The sequence below is a fragment of the Campylobacter vulpis genome, assembly GCF_014217995.1.
GTDB classification, from domain to species: domain Bacteria; phylum Campylobacterota; class Campylobacteria; order Campylobacterales; family Campylobacteraceae; genus Campylobacter_D; species Campylobacter_D vulpis.
The window spans coordinates 162,325-179,919 of record NZ_CP041617.1 but is presented as its reverse complement, the minus strand read 5'-3'; the positions used below and the strand labels follow the sequence as shown (position 1 = coordinate 179,919).

The window sequence follows — 17,595 nt, the reverse complement described above, 5'->3', positions numbered from 1 at the left end:
TCTTTCCTTTCTAATTTACTTTTTAACGGGATTTCGCCTAAAAGTAACTTCTCAAGCATAGCGTTCGCACTTGTGCGATGAGTTACGAAAACGCACCGCGTTTGAAGTAAAAACGCTAAAGCCCAAGCCGTCCCTCGCAATGCTAACAAAACGCCTATTTAAGCTCGTTTTTAAGCTTAAATTCCCCAAATTCATTTTGATAAAAAAGCTCCTTATTGTAATGTTTTTCTATAATTTGCCAAAATTTTGTTTTTGAAATGCCTACAAAATTACAAAAATCCTCCACACAACGATTATCTAAATTATGGTCTTTCTTTTTGACGATTTGCACCGCTTCCTCACGGCTTAGTAATCCATACCTCACAAAACGCGCTGCATAATCACTACTCATAGCATGCCCAAATTTAGGATATTTCATCCACGCATGCACGATATAAGCTATGCTATCAACTTGGTCAAAATTTTCTGCCGTGTGCGTTCTATCCCACTCGCCTTGCAAATCGCAAAAACCACGCTTTTTCGCAAAAATATAATTTTGATACGAATTCCACTTTATAAAATAACTCAAATATATAGGCTCAAGCTTCTCTAAATCGTCCTTGCTAGGGTCGAAGAAAAGCTGTAAATTTTCCTCTTTTATCTCATCATCTAAAAACTCACTTAGGTCTATATCACTTGCTACGCCGTTTAGAAAAATGCCCTTAGCACTAGGAGTTTCCACTGCGTCCCCTCCGCCGTATTCATAACTCACATTTTCCCCATACACAAGCAAGGGCGTGTTAAATTTCAAAGCCATACCAAAAGGATAACTATAAATGAGCCTATCTAAAAACCAAGTCGGTTTGCCATATTTCTCAAAGGTTTTTAACATCACTTTTTTTTGCGTTTTAATGTCAGGCTTAAGCGTGATGAGATGACAGCCAAATTCCTCGCTAATATTTCGTAAGTTTTTCTTCCCAGCTTCAGTCATTGTGAAATTATCCTCCACACTAAAAAGCACAGGATTCATACCTAATTTTTCTTTCATAATATGCACTTGAAAATGACTATCCTTCCCCCCACTTACAGCAATCGCACAATCATACTCAAATTTACCATTACGGCGACGATGCTTATCACAAAGGGCTTCAAGCTCTTTAAAGCGTGCTTTATAGTCGATTTTATCTTTATTTTGATGATTGATACAAGCAGAACAGATATTTTTACCCTTTTCATCAAGGCTAAATTTAATCCCCGGACGCGTATCTGGCATAACGCAGTAATCACAATATCGCATTTTAATCCTTTTTGAAATTTAAAGCTAAATCGGCAAAGCTAGAAAAAACTCAACCCCCCCCCCCCCCCCCCGCACAAGAGCGGTATTTTAAAAAGAAAGCATTTTGCTTTCCTTCGCATAATTTTTCATAATTAAGAGTATCAAATACAAGTCCGCCTATACTAAAATGTGTCCAAAGGGTCGAAAAACGACTTTTAAAATAATATAAATTATCATCATCTTTCACGCCTCCGCCCAAAAGCACAAATTTCACACCCTTTTTCACACAAAATTCAAAGAAGAAATCAAGCAAAGCCGCATTTGCATTTTTTTCATTACAATTTGCACTAAGATGATAATAAGCAAATTCCTCTCCCACAAAAAAACTCGCAAAAGCTAGGATTCTACCCTCAAATTCAGCCCTTAAAACGATATTTTGCTTAAAAGTAAAAAGTGTATCAAAATATTTTTGGTTGAAAAAATAAAAGCTATCCGCCCTATTTCTTTGCATCGTTTTTTCATAAAGCTCACAAAAATCCTTAGAAAAACTTTTATCACAAAAAGAAATTTTAAGCTCTTTTCGTGCTTTTTTCACATAGCTTAAAATGCGTGGAGAATAAGCCTTTCTAAGACTTGTAAATTCTTGAGTGCAGTTGATTAAAACGATTTGCCTTTCTTTTTTAAAAAAGTCTAAATTTGCCTCATAAAAGCTCAAATTTGTATCAAAGGGGTGAAGTCTTAGAAAAAAGGCGATGATATTTTCACTCAAAGCCCTTTGTTTAAGGCTCTCTAGGGCTTGTTTTAAAAAGCTTTCATCGTTAGAATTGCTATAAAAACCGCTGTAACCATAAGGACTTTGCAGGTCAAAAAAGGGCGTGTTTGGAATTTGCTTTTTAAGGGCTATGGTTTTAAAAAGCTTTCCATTTTTCTCAAAGCTAAATTCAAACACCTCTCCATAAAGCCTCGCATAATCCTTGTTAAAATAAAGATCCTCACTAAAATTCCCGCTTTTTTCTCCCAAAAAAGCGTCTAAACTTACCCTACTCATTTTCCAAAGCTCCGCTTTCTTTAGGGGAGTTACCCCCCCCCCCCCCCCGTGTGTATCAAAAAAACTTCCCAAAGCCACCTCTCCTTTATAATGAGTTATCTTTAAAGCCCCGTCTTTTGTGCAAACAACAAAGCCTTCATTATTTACGCTTACAATCTCTCCAACAACTCCTTTAAATTCTTGCTTTAACATTTTGCTTTTATAAAACTTAATCAAAACACCATCAATAAAGGCTGAAGCACCTAAATTTGGGACATTTAAAGCACGGATAAAATTAAAAAGCTCCCTCGTGCTTAAAGTCCAGTCAATTCTCTCATCGCCCTCAACGCGGCGTTTGCAAACAAAGCCTTGTTGGGAATACGCCCTAACAGGTGGATTTAAAAATAAAAGCACCGCCTCATAAAGCAAAAATGCACACGCCTTATAAGCCCTCTTTAAAAGCGTGCTATAATCGTCCTTGTCATTAATCGCAAAACATTTTTGCAGGATAAGATCCCCTGTATCCACTCCGCTATCTACAAAATGCACACTCACGCCAAATTCTTTTTCATCATTAATCAAAACCCAATTTAAATTATTACGCCCACGATAAAAGGGGAGTTTGCTCGCGTGGCAATTGATGATTTTACCCTCAAAAGCTTCTAAAATCCTCGCTTTAAAAATTTGGTCAAAACTCATCGATACAAGCAAATCGGGCTTGAAGCTTTCAATAAGCCTCAAACTCTTTTCATCGTTGATATTTTCACACACAAAATGAGGGATAGCAAATTTTTGTGCTAATTTTTGCAACTTCATATCTTTTTTCACTCTTAAAATGACGAAAGCCACCTTTAATCTTTCATCATTTAAGAATTTCAAAAGGGCAAATCTCGCCCATTTTCCATCGCCTAAATACCCTATAATAAGAGGTTTTGCAGGAGTTCCCCCCCCCCCCCCGTGTGTGAAACTAGGCATTTTTAAGCCCTTCAAAAATTAAAATTTTATCAAGAACTACGCCCTCATTTTCTAAAATTTGAGTGCTAAGGCTAAGGCATTTTAAATTACTATGTGCATAAAGCTCTTTAAGACTTAGCTCATCATCAAAACGAAGTTTTCCCACATTGGTATAAATGCCCTCTTTAGGCTCGAAAAAATCGCCCTTACCCAAAGAGCCTAACGCACCACGCCCCAAAGCAGTAGAAAAAAACTTACCGCCCACTTTAAGCTTTTTAAAGGCTTTTAGGAAAATTTGACGCGTTTTTTCTCTGTCATTACAACACAAACTTGCCACATCAATCACCGCATCAAAGCTTTCATCTTTAAAATTATCAAGCTTTTCTAAATAATCGCCAATTTCAATTTGTTCTATTTGTGTGCTTAACTTTTCATCTTGCATTCTTGCTTTAAAGCGTTCAACCCCTGTTTTACTCCACTCTATGCCACTGACCTTAAAGCCCTCTCTTGCACAAAACCACAAATTTGCTCCTGTGCCAAGTCCTAGTTCTAAAATTTTAATGCTATTTCTATCTTTTACATTATAAAAATTCCTAGCGATAAAGCGAATCACACTTTCGCTTGGGTATTTACCCCATTCTTTTTTAGAAAAGATTTCTTCCCACAAAACACTTTTATTCATAACGCTCTCCCTCGATGATGTAAAGTTCATTAAGTTGTTTTTCTAAATCTTTTTGAATATGGATTTTAATACTTGTAATTTTGTAACCCTCCCCCTCATAAAGCTTTCTTAAATCTCCCTCATCACAATAGCGAATCACGCCCGTGAAAGCATCGCTACCGCTAACAGGCTTTACCAAATGATAGCCCAAATTCGCCTCCTCTTTAAAGCCCTCATTATAAAGGCTAGGGGTTAGGGAGAAAAATTTACCGCCTATTTTTAGCTTTTTAATCGCTTTTTGTATGATTTGCTTCGTTTTTTCAAAATCATTATAAGCTAGAGAATAGCTATCTATCCACGCATCAAAGCTTTCATCTTTAAAATTATCAAGCTTTTCTAAATAATCGCCAATTTCAATTTGTTCTATTTGTGTGCTTAACTTTTCATCTTGCATTCTTGCTTTAAAGCGTTCAACCCCTGTTTTACTCCACTCTATGCCACTGACCTTAAAGCCCTCTCTTGCACAAAACCACAAATTTGCTCCTGTGCCAAGTCCTAGTTCTAAAATTTTAATGCTATTTCTATCTTTTACATTATAAAAATTCCTAGCGATAAAGCGAATCACACTTTCGCTTGGGTATTTACCCCATTCTTTTTTAGAAAAGATTTCTTCCCAAATTTGCTCATTTGAGCCTTGATTACTCGAAACTTCTTTATTGTCTGCGTAAATTTTCATTATTTTCCTTTAAATGCAATGCGTTATTTTAACATAAGAATATAAATTAATATTATTTGATTATAATACTATGAAAATTAAATCATAAGGAAAACTCAATGTTTGAAGTTGTGATAGGGCTAGAAGTGCATGCCCAGCTTAATACCAAAACGAAAATTTTTTGCTCTTGTGCCACCTCTTTTGGTGAAGAGCCTAATACTAATGTCTGTCCTACCTGCCTAGCCTTACCCGGTGCCTTGCCCGTGCTAAATGAAGAGGCAGTGAAAAAAGCCATTTCTTTTGGAAAAGCCATTAATGCTACTATTCATAAAAAAAGCATTTTTAACCGCAAAAATTATTTTTACCCAGACCTGCCAAAAGCTTATCAAATTTCGCAATTTGACATACCCATCGTTGAGGGAGGGGAGCTTTTTATCACTATAAATGACACGCAAAAACGCATAGGCATTACAAGGGCACACTTAGAAGAAGATGCGGGGAAAAATATCCACGAAGCAAATTTTTCTAAGGTTGATTTAAACCGCTCTGGCACTCCTTTGCTTGAGATAGTAAGTGAGCCTGAGCTTAGAAGTAGTGATGAAGCGGTGGCTTATCTTAAAAAACTGCACTCCATTATACGCTTTTTAGATATTTCAGACGCTAATATGCAAGAGGGTAGCTTTCGCTGCGATGCAAATGTAAGCATACGCCCAAAAGGCGATACAAAGCTTTATACGAGGGTAGAGATTAAAAATCTTAATTCTTTTCGCTTTATCCAAAAGGCGATTGATTATGAGGTAGAAAGACAAAGCAGAGCGTGGGAGGACGGCACTTATGAAGAAGAAGTCGTGCAAGAAACAAGGCTATTTGATACAACTAAGCTTATCACGCGTTCGATGAGAGGAAAAGAAGAAGCGGCGGAGTATCGTTATTTCCCAGACCCTGACCTTTTACCCGTGCTTTTAAAAGAGGAATTTTTAACTTTAAGCATACCTGAACTTCCTGATGAAAAAAAAACGCGTTATATGCGTGAGTTTGGCATTAAAGAAAGCGATGCAGAGGTGCTAATAAGCTCTCTTGAGATGAGCCGTTTTTTTGAATATTTATGCGGACAAAATTTAAATCCTAAACTTTGCGTAACTTGGCTTACAACCGAGCTTATGGGACTTTTAAAGGGTGATTTAACCCTAGAAAATTCCCCTGTGAAAGCATCAAAACTTAGTATTTTAATCAAACGCATTGAAGAGGGGCAAATCAGTGCTAAAGCGGCTAAAGAAGTCCTAGCCTTTGTCTTTGAAAATGTGGAAGTGGAAATTGACGCAGCGATTGAAAAATTAGGACTTAAACAAGTCAGTGATGATGGGGCTATTGAGGCGGTAATTACACAAATTTTAGAAGCAAATGCCGATAAGGTCGCTGAGTATAAAAGCGGTAAAGATAAGCTTTTTGGCTTTTTTGTAGGGCAAGTGATGAAAGAGGGTAAGGGTGCTTTCAATCCTGCTAAGGTCAATGAGCTTTTAAAAGCGAAACTGACTTAAAGGATAAAAATGAAAAAGCTAGAATTACACATTTTTCGCTTTGATAAAGAGTTAGATTATGAGAGCTATTATAAGCCTTATATTTATGAGAATTATGAAAATTTTTTAAAGCTTTATGATTTACTCTTACAAGTGCAAAATGATGATATTTATTTTAAATTTGATAAAAATGAAAACTCTTATGTAAAAATTAATAATGTCCCAGTTCCTCTTTCTACGCCTTTAGAGGATATTTTGCTGCAATTTGGCTTAAATCTTATCATAGAGCCGCTTAGCACAAAAAGAGCCTATAAAGATTTGTTGTTTGATAAAAATGATTTTTGGGAGAAATTTACACTTTTAGCACCCTTTTGCGATGAAGAGGATAAAAGGCTTTATGGGAATTTGGAGCATTTTTATTACGCAGATGATCTTTTGGAATTTCATAGTGAATTTATGGGGAATGCCCTATTTTACCTTGCCTTTAAACTGATAGAAAAAGACTCTAGCAAAAAAGAGGCTATTTTGAAAATTTTATGCGATAAAGAAAGGGGGATTTTTTATCATCTTAAAAGCCCTTTTGATGAGCTTGAAAACGCTGTAAAATGGCTTTGTGAGGAAATTTTAAAACAAAATCTATTTGATAAAAATTTACTTTGCTTCAAAAAAGAAAATGAAAATAAGCCAAATTTTAAAGAACACTTGAAACATAATTTTTCAAATTTCAACATCGCTTGTTATAATTTTGACTTAGACAATTCTTTAAAAGCTAGATTAAAAGCTCGTTTTATCACATTTGAAAAGGCTTATCAAAATAATGGCTACACACTTTTAAAATTAAACGAGGATTTAAGCTATAAAATGGCAAGTGAAATTATTTTAGACGCTTATGATAGCGGAAGTGATTTTTTGTTAGTTAATAATGAAGATGATTTTTACCTCTTTGACACTTGTGCAAAAAAATTAATGCAAAGTTGTGGGAGAGATTTTAGCGATTTTTATATTTTAAGTCTTAAGGAATTTGAGCTTTTAACACAAGGCATTAAGCCAGATAGCCTTAGAAATCATACTTTAAAGGTAAGTTTAATATGAAAATTTCTTTAGAATTTAAAGATTTACTTTTAGAAAGGGCTTTGGAATTATTTTTAAAAGAGCATTTAGTGATGAAAAAAGATTGCGATTTTATCATTAGTGATACGAAAATTCCAAGCTCCAAACCGCTTTTCATCATAGCAAAAAACTCGCCCTTTTTATCCACACCTTTTAGCAAAGAAAAGCTTTTTTCAAGTTTAGAAGAATTTGATACTGCTTTAGAGCTTGCCACACAAAAACGCGTAGAAGAGGAAAAAAGAAAGCTTGAAACAAAGATTGATTATATCGCTAACGAATTTAAAAAAGACTATCAAAATAAAATCGATATGGCAATTTTAGAACTTAAAAATAAACTCGTCAAAGCCTTAGTTAATGAGTAAAAACTCTCAAAAACTCTACGCCACCATAGAAAGCGGTCGATTTAAGGGTAAAAAGCTACTTTTACCAAGTTTTGAAAAAACAAGAAGCACCAAAAGTATAGTAAAAGCTTGCGTTTTTAATGTCTTAAGAGAGAATTTAAGAGGGAAAATTTTCATTGAAGCCTTTGGTGGAAGTGCCTTAATGGCTGCTGAAGCTTTAAGCAATTATGCTTTCAAAGCCTATGCTATCGAGCTTGACAAAAATGCCTTTAAAATAGCCTCGCAAAATGCCAAAAATCTCGAAGCCAAACTTGAAGTTTTGAATAATGATAGCTTTTTACTCTTGCCAGAACTTTTGAAAAACCTTAATAAACCTGTCATTTTGTATTTTGACCCACCTTTTGACATAAGAGAGGGATTTAGTGGAATTTATGATAAGATTTATCATTTTTTAGAGAGGCTTGATTTAAGCCTAGTAGAGTGCATCATCTTAGAACATCAAAGTAAGGCTAAAACACCTGAAAATATAGCAAATTTCACAAGGATAAAATTAAAAAAATTCGGCATAACAAGCTTAAGTTTTTATGAAATTTTAAGCTAAATTCTTTTTATTTTGATAATAAAATTCAAAATTTATTCAGTTTTTTATAATATAATAATTATTATCAAAATCTAAAAAAGGAAACATAATGTCAGTTTTAGTCATCGGCGCAGATGAGATTACGCCTATTCGGGCTGTTTTGCAGGATTTAGGTGCTAAAAAAATCGTGCATTGGGACGCAAGAAATGAAAACAGAGTTAATAAAAAGCCCATTCCAAATGACACGCAATGTGTAGTTATGCTCACGAGCTTTCTCAACCACAACACAATGAAAAAAATCAAAACCGAAGCAAAAAAGCGTAAAATTCCCTTAGTATGTGCTAAAAGAAGCGTAAGTTGCGTGTATTGTGAATATTGCAAAATTTTTAAATTAGATAAAGAATTTTCTTGTTCTAAATTTTAACAAATAAAACTTTTTTTGTATGATTTAGCAAAACTATGCTAAAATTAACAGATACTAAAATTTCAAGGAGAACAAATGGCAGTAGCAGTAATTTATGGAAGTGCTATGGGAAACACTGAAAGTGCGGCAAACATCATAGCCGATAAGCTTGGCATTAGCGATGTTTTAAACATAGCAGACATTGACGCAGCAAAGATCAATTCTTACGATAAACTCATTTGCGGAACTTCGACTTGGGGAAGTGGTGATTTGCAAGATGACTGGGATAGCTTTGATTTTTCAAGCTTAAGCCTTGGCGGAAAAGTTGTAGCGGTTTTTGGTATGGGTGATAGTGAAAGCTATTCGGATACTTATTGTGGCGGTATGGGAAAATTAGCTCAAAATTTAAAAGACGCTGGAGCGACTTTAGTGGGCGAAGTTTCAACAGATGGTTATAATTTTGAAGCTAGTGATGCGGTTGTTGATGGTAAATTTGTTGGACTAGCTTTAGATAATGACAATCAAGAAGACCAAACTGAAGCAAGAATAGACGCTTGGATTGCACAAATCAAAGCTCAATTTTCTTAATCTCAAGCCCTCTTAATGAGGGTTTTCTCCTTTCATCTACTTAATTAAATTTTCTTTGATATAATTTTTTAAATTTTACGAGGAAATATAATGAAAAAAATGATTTTAATCGCAGGTCCTTGCGTGATAGAAAGCGAAGAGCTTGTTTTTAGCGTGGCAGAGGCTTTGCGAGAATTTAATGAAAATGATAAAATCGACTTTTATTTTAAATCAAGCTTTGATAAAGCAAATCGCACAAGCATAAGCTCTTTTCGTGGTCCCGGACTTGAAAAAGGCTTAGAAATTCTGCAAAAAGTTAAAGAAAAATTTGAAATGCAAATTTTAACAGATATTCACGAAAGCCAACAAGCAAAAAAGGCAAGTGAAGTCGCCGATGTGCTTCAAATCCCTGCTTTTTTATGCCGTCAAACGGATTTACTCATCGCAGCCGCAAAAACTCCCGCAAAAGTTAATATCAAAAAAGGGCAGTTTCTCACTCCAAGTGATATACAATACAGCATTAAAAAGGTGCTTCAAACGCGTGGAATTAAGGAGCAAGGCTATGAGATAGCGGAGAAAAATGGCGTTTTTGTGGCAGAGAGAGGAAGTAGCTTTGGCTATGGAAATTTGGTTGTTGATATGCGTTCTTTAGTGATTATGCGAGAATTTGCACCTGTGATTTTTGACGCTACTCATAGTGTGCAAATGCCAGGAGCCGCAGGAGGTAGTAGTGGTGGAAAAAGTGAATTTGTCGAGCCTTTAGCAAGAGCGGCAGCGGCTGTGGGAGTTGATGGCTTTTTCTTTGAAACGCATATTAATCCTTGCGAAGCCTTATGCGATGGGGCAAATATGCTAAATATCAAGCGACTAAAAGACTGCGTTAGCACACTTTTAAAAATTCAAGAAATCATATAAGGAAAAATTATGCAAATTTTAGAGGGAAAATTAAATTTAAAAGGTAATGAAAAAATTGCAATCATCAATTCAAGATTTAATCACATCATCACAGACCGCTTAGTCGAGGGTGCTAAAGATGCCTTTTTAAGACACGGCGGAAAAGAGGAAAATTTAAGTCTCATTTTAGTGCCGGGTGCTTTTGAAGTGCCTTTTACGCTTAAAAGTGCGATTGAAAGTAAAAAATTTGATGCGATTTGTTGTCTAGGTGCGGTGATAAGAGGCTCAACGCCCCATTTTGATTATGTTTCGGCTGAAACAACTAAAGGCATTGCAAATATAAGTTTAAAATATAATGTGCCTGTAAGTTTTGGCGTTTTAACCACAGACAATTTAGAACAAGCCATAGAAAGAGCAGGTTCAAAAGCTGGAAATAAAGGCTTTGAAGCTATGACTAGCCTCATAGAAATGCTTGAACTCACTCACATTTTAAAGGCTTAAAATGGCTAGCAGACATCAAGCAAGACAAAGCGTGATTTCTCTGCTTTATGCTCTAGAATTAAATGGCAAAAATGACAATTTCATCACGGAATTTTTACAGGAGAAAAAAATTCGCAATGAGGCGAAAAATTTCACACTAAGCCTATATAATGGCGTTTTAGAGCATTTGCAAAACCTAGATGAACGCATTGATACCTTTTTAAATGAAAATAAAATTCATCAAATAGGACACATCGAAAGGGCGATTTTAAGGCTTGGAGCTTTTGAGCTTTTATATACCGACACCTTAGCAGCTATTGTGATTAATGAAGCAGTAGAGCTTGCAAAAGAAATGGCAAATGAAAACGCCCCAAAGCTTATTAACGGCGTTTTAGACGGCTTACAAAAGGCTAAAAAATGAAACTTTGCGTAGCCTTAGATTTAGAAAATAAAGAGCGTTGTTTAGAGCTTGTAAAAAAGCTAAAAGACCTTGATATATGGCTTAAAATAGGACTTAGAGCCTATATAAGAGACGGCTTTAAATTTGTAGAAGAAGTGAGGAAAATAAGTCCCCAGCCCATTTTTTTAGACCTAAAGATTTATGATATCCCAAACACTATGAGCGATGCTTGTGAGGAGTGTGCGAAACTTGGAGTTGATATGATAAATCTTCACGCAAGTGCTGGTAAAAAGGCTATGCAAAGCGTAATGCAACGATTAGCAAAAATGCAAAAACGCCCCCTAGTGCTTGGCGTTTCAGCACTCACTAGCTTTGATGAAGAGGAGTTTTATAGCATTTATAGGCAAGATTTACAAAAAGCGGTCATCAATTTTTCAAAACTTGCTTATGAAAGTGGGCTTGATGGTATGGTTTGCTCTGTGTTTGAAAGCCTGTTAATTAAGCAAAATACAAGTGAAAATTTCCTCACTCTAACCCCTGCAATCCGTCCCTTTAAAGAGGAGGCAAATGACCAAAAAAGAGTGGCAAATTTAGAAAGTGCAAAAGCAAATAAAAGCGATTTTATAGTCGTTGGGCGTCCCATTTATGAGGCTTTAAACCCTAAAGAAGTCTGTGAAAAAATACTAAGAAATCTATAAAGAAAGGAAAACAATGATAACCCCAGAAAATTTATACAAAAAAAGAAGAGAATTCTTAAAACTTGGAGCGGGAGCTTTGCTAAGTCCAGCTTTAATTGAAGCGAAACTTTTAGAGCTTAATTTTAAACCCGATGAAAATCCTAATAATTTTAAACTAAGCGATGAAAAACTTGCGACTAGCTATGTAAATTTTTATGAATTTTCTGTCAATAAAAAAGAAGCAGTCGAACACGCGAAAAATTTCACAACAAAAAATTGGGAAGTTAGCATAGAAGGAGAGGTTGAAAAGCCTTTAAAGCTTAGCATGGAGGACTTTTTAGCCTTTCCTTTGGAGGAGAGGATTTACCGCTTTAGGTGCGTAGAAACTTGGTCTATGGTCGTTCCTTGGATAGGCTTTGAGCTAAGACATTTAATCGATAAAGTCAAGCCCACAAATGAGGCGAAATTTGTGAAATTCACCACGCTTTTTGATAAAAGTCGCTTTCCTGACCAAAACGCCTTTTTTCCAACGCTTAAATATCCCTATGTTGAGGGCTTAAGGCTTGATGAGGCGATGAATCCTTTAAGTATTTTAGCCGTAGGTATGTATAAAAAACCCCTCCTCGCACAAAATGGCGCACCAATACGCCTAGTTGTGCCGTGGAAATATGGCTTTAAAAGCATTAAATCCATAGTCAAAATAGAATTTGTCAAAGAGCAGCCTGTTAGCACTTGGCAAGCTTACGCACCTGATGAATACGGCTTTTACGCTAATGTCAATCCAGCAGTCTCTCACCCAAGATGGTCCCAGGCTGATGAAAGAGCCTTAGGAGAGTTTTTTACCAAACCTACGCTTTTATTTAATGGCTATGAAAAAGAGGTCGCACATTTATATGCAGGTATGGACTTAAGGAAGCACTTTTGAGGCGTTTAAAAGCTAAATTTTATAAAAATTTAGCTTTTATCATTTTTATTTTAAGCCTTATTTTTACCGCTTATGCTGCGGTTTATAATGTCTTTTTTGTGGGCTTTGATTTGATTAAGGAGCTTTATTTTTATACAGGCATTTTTGCCCTTGTATTCTTACATTTAAGCCTTATTTTTTCTCTTTTTAAATTTAAGCTTACTAAAACTTATCCAAAATTATTAGGACTTTTTGGGGGAATTTGGGTTTTTTTGCATTTTTTTGTGTATTTTGTTTTTTCTAAGAATTTGAGCCTACTAAAACTTTATGATGACATTAGCAAAAGATTATTTGAGGGGAGTGGCTTTGTAGCTTTTGTGATTATTTTTTTGATGTTTTTAAGCTCTTTTAAAGCCTTTAAAAAACTTGAAAATGTAAGAAAACTTGGCTATTTGTGTGTTGTTATAGCGAGTTATCATTATTTTTTATCCGCAAAAGTTCCGCAGTTTTTTGAGTATCTTGCTTTAAGTCTTGCTTTGTTTTATTTTGCTTTGCGTTATACAAAAAGATTTTTTGCTAGATTAAAAGGAGCCAAAAAGCTCCCTTTATAAAAGTGTATCACCACCACCAAGCATATCTAAACATAAGGGCGTGAGATCTTATAGTATTAGCTGAAGAGAAAATTCCACTATATCCTAAAGAAATATCAGAATCCTTAGTCAAGTCATACGAAACTCCCCCTTGCACCACTCCATAAAGTCTAGCGATGTCAAGTTCAGCATTTAAGACATTGCTATCAAGGTGTAAAGTTCCTTTTGCGTCCTTATAGACATTAAAGATTGTTCCTAGTGCCACAGCTGTTTTAAAACGATTAATCCAAGGCGTTTCATATTTGATTGTCGCAACTGCATCGATGAAATTAAAACTTTGTGCTAGATAATGCTCTCTTGTGCCTCCTAAGTGATTAAGAGTAAAAGGCTTATTATGCATACCTAGATAGTTAAAGCCTATTTGAGGAGTGATTTTCGCATCATTGTGAAGATAATGGCTTAACCCTACTCTAGCATTTGCCCCATATCCAAATACCTTTGCAGTAGAACTAGCAGAGCCTATATAACCACGATAAGTTTTTTCTACATCTCTTTCTATATAGTCAAGCTTAGTAGTAAGATTCATAAAATAAGTTGTTAAATCATCTTCATAAAAGCTATGATTATAAGTTAAACCTGCATAGTAAGAATTCCCGTCCATTTCTATTCTTTGACCTGCGACCTTTTGGTCAGCATTTTCAAAGCCTGCATATACTCCAAAGACTCCATAATCATTTGGTAATTCTCTTTGCGTAGCGATAAGCATACCAGAGGAATTTGATTTTAATTTCCCCGTATGACTTCCTAAGTCTGCACTAAAGTTTTGATAGTAAGGAATCACAAAGGTATGATTTTTTGTATTCTCATCTCTGTGATTGGTGTGGAGTTGTTCTAGTTGGCTTAAGCTTTTACCATTAGCATTAACTTCACTTTCTTTACCTGAAACAAAGACTTGAGTGGTGGCTTCTCTTAGTATCCTTGAGAGATTGACATTTCTTACTCTTTGAGAATAAATGATCGATTGTGCTAGGGTTCTACCACTTAGCTCATCTCTGTTGATATTAGCTCTATACTGACCAGCTCCTCCGAAATTTTCAAAGCTATAAATGCCTGAAACTGAGTGGAGTTTATTCACATCTATGCCTTGACCATTATTGACCTTATCTCCTACGGCATTGCCGTCTTTATCTGCGATGAGGGAATAAGAATTATAAGTTTTATCCACATCTAAGCCCTTTGTGTTGATAAAGGAATCTCCTATGCTTATGTTTGCAAAATCTCCATCTACTAGTAGGGCATTTGCTTTTCTTTCTTCAGCTGTGGCGTAATCTTCTTTATTAAAATACCAAGCATTAATGTGAAGTTTGCCTCCACCCTTATTTTCTATATGGACACCACTTGCTGTTTTACCTATCTCTCCTATGGTGTGATAACCATCTGCTGCGTTTTCATCTCTTCTAAAGTCATTGATAACGGTTAAAGTTCCACCATCATTGATGATACCACTTTGAATTTTGCCTTGATTACGGATAGTGGCTGTGCCTTTGTTTTCTATGCCGTTTGCGATACTAGCTCCTGGTCTATTGTAAATGGTAATGGCATTTTTTGCTTCGTTTTGTATTTTACCACCTATGGTGCCTGAGCTGTCTATATCGCCATTGAGTGTTCCTTTTACGATGATGTCTCCTTCAACTTTTCCAGCAGTTTTTGAACCAATAGTGCCAAGGCGAATGTTTCCAGTTACATTAGCATTTTCTTGAATTTCAATACTACCTGTAATAGTCCCACTATAATTTCCAATATTACCATTAACCGTTCCATTGACCTTAATGTTTCCATTGACCTTACCATCGTAAGTTAATTTCGTATTTCCAATCCCCCCATTTAAAGTAGCATCTTGTTTTATTTCAATGTCTCCATTTATCGTTCCATCATTGACAATAGCCAAATATAAATTAGTATTAAATTTTTGCCCCCCCGTCAAAATAGCATTATTTTCTACAACAATACTCCCATTAATAGTCCCTCCATTACCTAAGGCTGCTGCACTCTCACTAGTTGAAGTAATATTACCTGTTACCTTAATGCCAGGTGTTGTTGTTCCACTACTCCCACCACTACCATTACTACCTATGATTCCATCATTCCAAACCCCTCTTCCATTAGTGATGGTTCCTTGTATGTCGATGTGATTGATTGTTGCATTTTTATTAACTAGTATGGCTCTTCTGTGTTGAGAGCTTATGCTACCATTAGATCCTAAAGTAATAGTGCCAACATTGGCATTATTATTTATATTAATCCCTTGTCCATTGTTACCACTAGCACTTAAATTTCCATTGATGCTAATCTCACTAACATTGGCATTACTATTTATATTAATCCCATGATGTTGTGTGCTTAGACTTCCATCACTACCTATTGTGATAGTGCCAACGGTGCGACCATTACTTACATTGACCCCACCTCCAGTGCCAGTGCCACTTGCACTAAGATTATGATTGATAGTTAGATTTCCATTAGTGCCTGAATTTGAAGTATAAAAAATCCAGTTTTTATTTTGAACCGTTGCGTTGCTACTAGTTGTTATATTTTGACTATTTTCAGGTGAGCTACCAGGTTTATTATACACCCAGTTTGCTTGCAAGGGGCTATATAAAGCAGTGATAACGCTTAAGGCTAAGAAAGAGGGGATTAAACGACTTTTAAAACTATGAGAGTTTAAGTAACTTGGTAGATTGTGAATTCCTTGCTGATTACAGGAGAGCATTGTGTGTCCCCCCCCCCCCCCCCGCAAGAGAGTTGATAAGATGTTTTTGCATTATAGACCTTTCGTAATTAAGATAAAAATAATCGCAATTATAAAGAAAAATTAACAAAAAGTAAAGAGAAATTCAAAAAATCGTTTTTTTTTTTTTTTGTGAAATGTGGATAAATGGGGGTTTTAAAGGGGTAAATGTAGTAAAAGTGGTGGTTAGAGGCAGAATCGAACTGCCGACACGCAGATTTTCAGTCTGCTGCTCTACCGACTGAGCTATCCAACCACAATAAAAATGTAATTCTATCTTTTTAACTTTAAGATAAGTTTAAAAATTCCAAATTTATTTTATACTTTTTAAAGTTTTGATAAGATAGAATAAAAATTTTTAGCTTGAAAAAGAGGAATTTTTGAAACAATTTGGACTAGATAGACGCACCTTTAAAATTTTTCTTGCGGGTTATATCATCATCGCTTTTTTTGGTGCGGTGCTTTTGAGTTTTGACTGGGCACATACTAAGCCTATATCCTTTATAGACGCTTTTTTTACCAGCACTTCGGCTGTGAGTATGACGGGGCTTGTGGTGAAAAACACGGCGGCGGATTTCACACTACTGGGGCAAATCATCATCTTAGCACTAGTGCAAATTGGCGGTTTGGGTTATATGGGCATAGGACTTTTTGTCTATATACTCATACGCAAAAAGGTCGGCTTTAGTGGCAGAAATTTACTAAAAGAGTCCCTGCTTTATCCCTCAATGGACGGGATTTTTAAATTTTTTAAAAAAGTTTTGCTTTTTATTTTCATTATAGAGCTTATAGGCACGGTGCTTTTTACCCTGCGTTTTGCTTTGGAAATGGACTTTACTAAGGCTTTGTGGTTTGGCTTTTTTCACGCTGTGAGTGCCTTTAATAATTCAGGCTTCATACTTTTTGAAAATGGCTTGTTGCACTATAAACACGACCTTGTGATTAATCTTTTAATCACTTCTTTAGTGATTATCGGGGGGCTTGGGTATTTTGTGGTGATTGAGCTTTATTTCTTTCAAAAAAAGCGTTTGCAAAGCCTTAGTTTGCATACGAAAATTGTCGTTTTTGCTACGATTTTTTTCATCATTTTTTCTACGCTTATCACTTTTATTTTTGAATATTCTAACGCTAAAAGCATAGGGGAATTTTCCTTTTTTGATAAGCTTTTGGCGTCTTATTTTGCGGCTGTGAATTACCGCACTTCAGGCTTTAATACTTTGGATATTGCAAATTTTAAAGATGCGAGTTTGTTTTTTGGCTCTTTGTTTATGGTGGTAGGGGGTGCACCCGGAGGCACGGCTGGGGGTATGAAGGTAACAACTGTGATGGTGCTTTTGCTCTATGCTTACTGGACTTTGAGAAATGGGCGTGTGAGAATGTTTGGCTATGAAATTCCGCAAGAAACGATTAATAAGGCTTTTATCATCGCTGTTGGTTCGGCTGTTTATATAGTCGTGGCGGCGATTTCTATCTCCTTGCTGGAGACGGATTTTAGATTTATCGCTTTGTTTTTTGAGACCTCTTCGGCTTTTGCCACGGTGGGACTTTCGGTAGGAGATGGGGGGACTCTTTCTTTATGTGCGAAATTCCACGATGCGAGCAAAATTATTATTATTATAATGATGATAAGCGGTAGGATAGGCGTTTTTGCCTTTTTTCTTTCTGTTTTTAACCAAGATAAGGCTATACATTTAAGATACCCTCAAGGCAGGGTTAATTTATAAAAAGGATA

18 protein-coding genes, 1 tRNA gene and 1 pseudogene are annotated in these 17,595 nt (G+C 35.7%); 13 read left to right on the top strand and 7 right to left on the bottom strand.

The features are described from left to right. Positions 1 to 51: 51 nt before the first annotated feature. The 5 genes from CVULP_RS00935 to CVULP_RS00915 are packed head-to-tail and all read right to left on the bottom strand — an operon-like array spanning position 52 to position 4,633. Complete coding sequence (locus CVULP_RS00935; RefSeq protein ID WP_180753053.1) at positions 52 to 195, bottom strand: hypothetical protein; 144 nt, start codon at positions 193 to 195, stop codon at positions 52 to 54. Next, positions 155 to 1,276, bottom strand: coding sequence for an N-acetyl sugar amidotransferase (locus CVULP_RS00930; RefSeq protein ID WP_099507449.1), 1,122 nt, complete (start codon positions 1,274 to 1,276; stop codon positions 155 to 157). Before CVULP_RS00930 ends, CVULP_RS00935 begins: the two co-directional genes overlap by 41 nt. 49 nt (positions 1,277 to 1,325) lie before the next feature. Beyond that, entirely contained in the window at positions 1,326 to 3,257 is a 1,932-nt protein-coding gene (locus CVULP_RS00925) for a methionyl-tRNA formyltransferase (protein ID WP_265575623.1), read from the bottom strand. Continuing rightward, positions 3,250 to 3,918: a class I SAM-dependent methyltransferase gene (locus CVULP_RS00920; protein ID WP_265415676.1), complete on the bottom strand. Its 669-nt coding sequence runs from the start codon at positions 3,916 to 3,918 to the stop codon at positions 3,250 to 3,252. The genes CVULP_RS00925 and CVULP_RS00920 overlap by 8 nt, the downstream gene beginning before the upstream one ends. Then, entirely contained in the window at positions 3,911 to 4,633 is a 723-nt protein-coding gene (locus CVULP_RS00915) for a class I SAM-dependent methyltransferase (RefSeq protein ID WP_099506876.1), read from the bottom strand. Before CVULP_RS00915 ends, CVULP_RS00920 begins: the two co-directional genes overlap by 8 nt. A gap of 98 nt (positions 4,634 to 4,731) precedes the next feature. On the opposite strand from CVULP_RS00915, the gene gatB reads away from it, so the two are divergent. The 12 genes and pseudogenes from gatB (at position 4,732) to CVULP_RS00855 (ending at position 13,096) form a co-directional block, all read left to right on the top strand. Next, the gene (gene gatB, locus CVULP_RS00910; protein WP_099461643.1) at positions 4,732 to 6,150 is read left to right on the top strand and encodes an Asp-tRNA(Asn)/Glu-tRNA(Gln) amidotransferase subunit GatB; all 1,419 of its coding nucleotides are present in this window, start codon (positions 4,732 to 4,734) and stop codon (positions 6,148 to 6,150) included. A 9-nt stretch (positions 6,151 to 6,159) separates the two neighbouring features. Then, complete coding sequence (locus tag CVULP_RS00905) at positions 6,160 to 7,221, top strand: HdrB C-terminal domain-containing protein (protein WP_099506877.1); 1,062 nt, start codon at positions 6,160 to 6,162, stop codon at positions 7,219 to 7,221. Next, on the top strand, positions 7,218 to 7,601 hold the full coding sequence (locus tag CVULP_RS00900) for an ornithine carbamoyltransferase (protein ID WP_099461645.1): 384 nt from the start codon (positions 7,218 to 7,220) through the stop codon (positions 7,599 to 7,601). The genes CVULP_RS00905 and CVULP_RS00900 overlap by 4 nt, the downstream gene beginning before the upstream one ends. Beyond that, positions 7,600 to 8,181, top strand: a pseudogene (rsmD, locus tag CVULP_RS00895) (16S rRNA (guanine(966)-N(2))-methyltransferase RsmD); the annotation flags it as partial. The gene CVULP_RS00900 and the pseudogene rsmD, both read left to right, overlap by 2 nt. A gap of 88 nt (positions 8,182 to 8,269) precedes the next feature. Then, positions 8,270 to 8,584: a DUF2325 domain-containing protein gene (locus CVULP_RS00890; protein ID WP_004275916.1), complete on the top strand. Its 315-nt coding sequence runs from the start codon at positions 8,270 to 8,272 to the stop codon at positions 8,582 to 8,584. Positions 8,585 to 8,659: 75 nt separating this feature from the next. Then, positions 8,660 to 9,151 (top strand): flavodoxin FldA, encoded by a 492-nt coding sequence (fldA, locus tag CVULP_RS00885; protein WP_099461647.1) that lies wholly within the window; start codon positions 8,660 to 8,662, stop codon positions 9,149 to 9,151. A 90-nt stretch (positions 9,152 to 9,241) separates the two neighbouring features. Beyond that, complete coding sequence (kdsA, locus tag CVULP_RS00880; RefSeq protein ID WP_099506879.1) at positions 9,242 to 10,045, top strand: 3-deoxy-8-phosphooctulonate synthase; 804 nt, start codon at positions 9,242 to 9,244, stop codon at positions 10,043 to 10,045. 9 nt (positions 10,046 to 10,054) lie between these two features. Beyond that, on the top strand, positions 10,055 to 10,525 hold the full coding sequence (gene ribH / locus CVULP_RS00875; protein ID WP_099461649.1) for a 6,7-dimethyl-8-ribityllumazine synthase: 471 nt from the start codon (positions 10,055 to 10,057) through the stop codon (positions 10,523 to 10,525). Position 10,526: 1 nt separating this feature from the next. Further along, entirely contained in the window at positions 10,527 to 10,925 is a 399-nt protein-coding gene (gene nusB / locus CVULP_RS00870) for a transcription antitermination factor NusB (protein WP_099506880.1), read from the top strand. Further along, positions 10,922 to 11,602: an orotidine-5'-phosphate decarboxylase gene (gene pyrF, locus CVULP_RS00865; RefSeq protein ID WP_099506881.1), complete on the top strand. Its 681-nt coding sequence runs from the start codon at positions 10,922 to 10,924 to the stop codon at positions 11,600 to 11,602. The genes nusB and pyrF overlap by 4 nt, the downstream gene beginning before the upstream one ends. A 13-nt stretch (positions 11,603 to 11,615) precedes the next feature. Then, entirely contained in the window at positions 11,616 to 12,506 is an 891-nt protein-coding gene (gene msrP, locus CVULP_RS00860; protein WP_099506882.1) for a protein-methionine-sulfoxide reductase catalytic subunit MsrP, read from the top strand. Next, positions 12,503 to 13,096 (top strand): ferric reductase, encoded by a 594-nt coding sequence (locus CVULP_RS00855; protein WP_099506883.1) that lies wholly within the window; start codon positions 12,503 to 12,505, stop codon positions 13,094 to 13,096. The genes msrP and CVULP_RS00855 overlap by 4 nt, the downstream gene beginning before the upstream one ends. 7 nt (positions 13,097 to 13,103) lie before the next feature. Here CVULP_RS00855 and CVULP_RS00850 read toward each other — a convergent pair whose 3' ends face one another. Next, positions 13,104 to 15,845, bottom strand: a complete 2,742-nt coding sequence (locus CVULP_RS00850; protein WP_265415675.1) for an autotransporter domain-containing protein — start codon at positions 15,843 to 15,845, stop codon at positions 13,104 to 13,106. Positions 15,846 to 16,043: 198 nt separating this feature from the next. Next, a tRNA-Phe gene (locus CVULP_RS00845) sits at positions 16,044 to 16,119 on the bottom strand. A gap of 124 nt (positions 16,120 to 16,243) precedes the next feature. On the opposite strand from CVULP_RS00845, the gene CVULP_RS00840 reads away from it, so the two are divergent. Next, complete coding sequence (locus CVULP_RS00840) at positions 16,244 to 17,587, top strand: TrkH family potassium uptake protein (protein WP_099461120.1); 1,344 nt, start codon at positions 16,244 to 16,246, stop codon at positions 17,585 to 17,587. Positions 17,588 to 17,595: the final 8 nt, after the last annotated feature.